This window comes from Microcoleus sp. MON1_C5, assembly GCF_036701875.1.
Classification (GTDB): domain Bacteria; phylum Cyanobacteriota; class Cyanobacteriia; order Cyanobacteriales; family Microcoleaceae; genus Microcoleus.
The window spans coordinates 1-4,164 of the sequence record NZ_JAUBRN010000135.1; the positions used below are offsets into that span (position 1 = coordinate 1).

Below are 4,164 nucleotides of genomic sequence, written 5' to 3' on the forward strand. Positions count from 1 at the left end.
GGAGTTGGTGTCGGCGTCGGCGTACCAGTTGTTGGCGTCGGAGTTGGTGTCGGCGTCGGCGTACCAATTGTTGGCGTTGGAGTCGGTGTTGGCGTCGGCGTACCAATTGTTGGCGTCGGAGTTGGTGTCGGCGTCGGCGTACCAGTTGTTGGTGTAGGAGTTGGTGTCGGCGTCGGCGTACCAGTTGTTGGTGTAGGAGTTGGTGTCGGCGTCGGCGTACCAGTTGTTGGCGTCGGAGTTGGTGTCGGCGTCGGCGTACCAATTGTTGGCGTCGGCGTCGGTGTTGGTGTCGGCGGCGGTGGCGCTACATCGTTGTTATCCGAGATCGCCACTGTCACCCCTGGCACCACAACTAGATTATACTTAGCATCACTGCTACTCACACTGTGAGTGATATTGCCGCTGTGCGCGCCTTCCACAACCGTATCATCAACAGCTTTTACCGTAACGGGTTGAGCGACATTCCAATTATCCGCAGTGAAAGTGATAGGCGCGATCGCTTCAATCTGATTACCTGTTGTGAGAGTAATAGTAACAGGGGCGTAAGGCTGCGATGTTAATTTGAACTCATAACTGCCATTGGCACCCCCTTCAGTAGCAGTTGTGCTCGTAGGTGTAATGCTGACACCTGCTGTTTCGTTGTCGGTAATAGCTACATTTACATCCTGAATTGTTGTGCCGCTATACTTAGTGTCTGTACTGGTAACAGTGTGAGCGATCGTGCCGCTATGCGTGCCTTCGGCTTTGCTGTCGTCGGTAGCGGTGACTGTGACTGTTTTGGCAACAGTCCAATTCGTGCTGTCAAAGATAACAGGCGCGATCGTATTTATTTCACTTCCGGCATTAAAGTTAATGCTAACAGGGGCGATCGGCTGCGAGGTTAATTTGATGTCATAGCTGCCCGCCGCGCCGCCTTCTGTAGCAGTTGTTGCCGTCGGAGTAATAGAAATACCAGCGGTATCATCGTCTTTATTGCTAAGGCTAACATCCGCTGCATCTAGCTTATAATTCGGATCGTCGCTAACAGCAAGCGCTGTGACTATTTTGTAGTCAATATTGCCGTCAGCAATGCTATCGTTAACCCCTGTTACTGTCACCGGCTGCGGTGTATTCCAGTTAGCCGGAGTGAAAGTTATGCTAGCAGGGGAAACAGTTCCCTCGGCAACATTATCCGTGTTCAAACCGATAGTCACATTAGCAGTCGGCTGAGTATTCAGAACCACAGTAAAGTTAGCCTGGGTGCCATCTTCACCAGTAGTTAATCCCGCCGTCGGATTCACCGTAATGCCTGGAGTTTCATTGTCACTGTTGATTACGGTGACATCATCAGGATTGAGATTATTGTAATTAACATCGGTACTCACAGCAGCAGCCGTGACAATATTGTAAACTTGAGGGCCATCAGCTACTAAATCGTCAACGCCCGTCACCGTTATTGTTTGTTCACTGTAGTTAGCGGGAGTGAAAGTTAAGCTATTAGTCGAAACTGTTCCCTCTGCTGGATTGGAACTACTCAAATCGATGGTAACGTTAGCTGTTGGTGCAGCGTTTAATTTGACTGTAAATTCTGCCTTTCCGCCAACTTCTGTTGTTGATATTGCCTTTGGACTGACAGTGATGCCGGCAGTGTCATCATTTTTGATAGTAGCCGTAGCGGTAGCTGTCGCAATAGTCGGTGCGCCACCTGGTGAAACTGAATTTGATAAAGTAATGGCAACAGTTTCATCCGGTTCTATATTGCCATCTCCCAACACATCCAAACTAATAGTTTTAGATGTTTCCCCCGCAGCAAAACTGATTTGACCAGTGGCAGCGGTTGCCCCAGAAGTGCCGCCGATATTGTTGTAATCAGTGCCGTTTGTCGCAGTGCCGGTAATGGCATAATCTACGGTACTCCAAAATTCCGTGCTACCGCTGCGAGTAATAGTAAATGCAGCAGGAGTTTTGCCGGAATTGCCTTCGGTAACGGTGGGATTGTCGGCGACAATTGAATAAGAACTATTCCTGTCCAATATTGCCACTTTTCCTTGACTCGTATCGGCAACACCGCCTTTAATTGTGCCGAACTTGAGAACTAATTGTTCGTTACTATCAAGGATATTGTCAGCTTTAATAGTTACTGCAATATTCTGGGTGAGAGTAGTAGTGCCTGCAGAGAAAGTAAGGGATGTAGTTGAAAGAGTGTAGTCTGCACCTTGAGTAGCAGTGCTGCTGGGATCGATGACAATTGGTACAGTTACATCACTTAAGGGAGTGCCACCGCTGATAGTAACCGGGACATCAATTACTGTGTCGGTCGTGCCTTCATTAACGTTGTAAGTGTTACCTATTTTGGGAGGAACGAAGGATACCGTATTGGGTGTATTCAGCAGCACCGAAACGTTGCCTGAACTGTTATTCGTTACTGCCAAATCCGGGAGAGTGTCAGCGTTAAAGTTGCCTGAAATAATGGAACTTGAACTTGTCCCCGCAGCAAAGTTAATGGGTGCACTAAAACCGCCATTGCCGTTGCCTACTAAAATTGCAGCGCCGCTGGTTCCTGTTACTGCTAAGTCAAGTCTGCCATCTCCGCTAAAGTCTTTCACAACAATCCCGGAAAGCCCTGCCCCCGCGCTAACATTACTGGCCTCGCCAAAGCCGCCTGTGCCATTTCCCAATAGAATTGAGACATTGTTAGAGCTGCCATTAGCTGTGGCCAAGTCGAGGTAAGTGTCTCCGTTAAAGTCTCCAGTGGCGATCGAATTTGGACCTTGCCCAACCCCAAAGTTAGGAGCTGCACCAAATCCGCCCGTGCCATTTCCTAACAGAATTGAGACATTATTAGAGAGGCTGTTGGCAACGGCTAAGTCGGCGAAACTGTCAGCGTTAAAGTTGCCTACAATAACGGAACCAGGAATCGCACCAACATTGAAATTAGTGGCAACCACAAAGCTGCCAGCACCATTTCCCAACAAAATTGAGACGCTACCAGAAGCACCTTGAGGATTAGCGTTTACCACTGCTAAATCGAGGAAAGTGTCGGTGTTAAAGTTCCCGACAGCTATTGAAAGGGGAGTATTACCTACAGTGAAATCATTACCTAAATAGAAGCCACCAGTACCATTTGCTAACAGAATTGAGATATTACTACTATTGACTACTGCTAAGTCGGGGAAATTGTCATTGTTAAACAGTCCCGAGGTGACGTAAAGCGGACTTGAACCTACGGCAAAATTGGTAGCTGTGCCAAAACCCCCTGTGCCATTCCCTAACAAAATTGAAACGTTGTCGTCATTCTGGTTTGTTACTACCAAGTCTGGGAAAGTATCAGCGTTGAAATCCCCTACATTAATACCTCTGGGACCTGACCCTGCGCCCAAATTAGTCGCAGCACCAAAACTATTCAAAACGTACTCGTAACCCGCTAATACTTCGGCTTCAAATACCAGCGGCGTTTCTATTTTCCCGGTTCTGACTTCTAGTTCCCAGTCGCCGCCTTTGGCTACACTTCCGGTGAGGTTTTGGGAAGCTGCAACCGACGCGCCGGTTAACTCACTCAAGCGTTTGACAAATGCTTTACCTGTCTCGCCTGCTGCTACAGAGCACCCGTAGAGGAGGATATTAGGTCGATTTTTGCCCAGTGAGTCGGTTTGTGGCGAAAACCATTGCTGTAGATCATCCCGATCGCACTCTATATCATCTAAACTAAAGCGAACGTCGCCGAGTTGCAAGCTACCGGGAGCACCGTGAGAAACGATATGAATGCTGTCAATATTGGTACGAAGAGCTAAAACTTCAGTAATTTGGTCGATCGCATCCCGGTTCCCATCCAAAACAACTACTTCCGTACCCGGTTTTACCCCGGCCATCAAACTTTGATAATTTTCAACTTTAGAATCAATAAAGGCGATCGTACTTGGTGAAACTTGATTATTTAAATTTGGCATAGTGCACCTACTAATAGCTAAAAAAAGACAAGGATTTCCCTGTTTCGCGACTTGCGTCCGAAACTATTCCTGAAGGTTGTAGTAACCATAACTGTTTTTTGAGAAAATATATATAAAGTTTTCTTTATAAACCCCTATTTAATTAAAGTTTTGATAAAGTTCAGGGCTATTTCATTCTAAACAAGTCTTTGAGGATGTTAAAATTAAAGCCAGCAAGACGTTGAGCTTGAGCCATGTT

At 47.1% G+C, this 4,164-nt stretch carries 1 protein-coding gene; it reads right to left on the reverse strand.

Annotated elements, in window-relative coordinates:
* On the reverse strand, window positions 1-3,926 hold a 3,926-nt coding region (locus QUA71_RS28915; protein ID WP_333290414.1), incomplete at its 3' end, for a DUF4347 domain-containing protein.
* Window positions 3,927-4,164 lie beyond the last annotated feature (238 nt).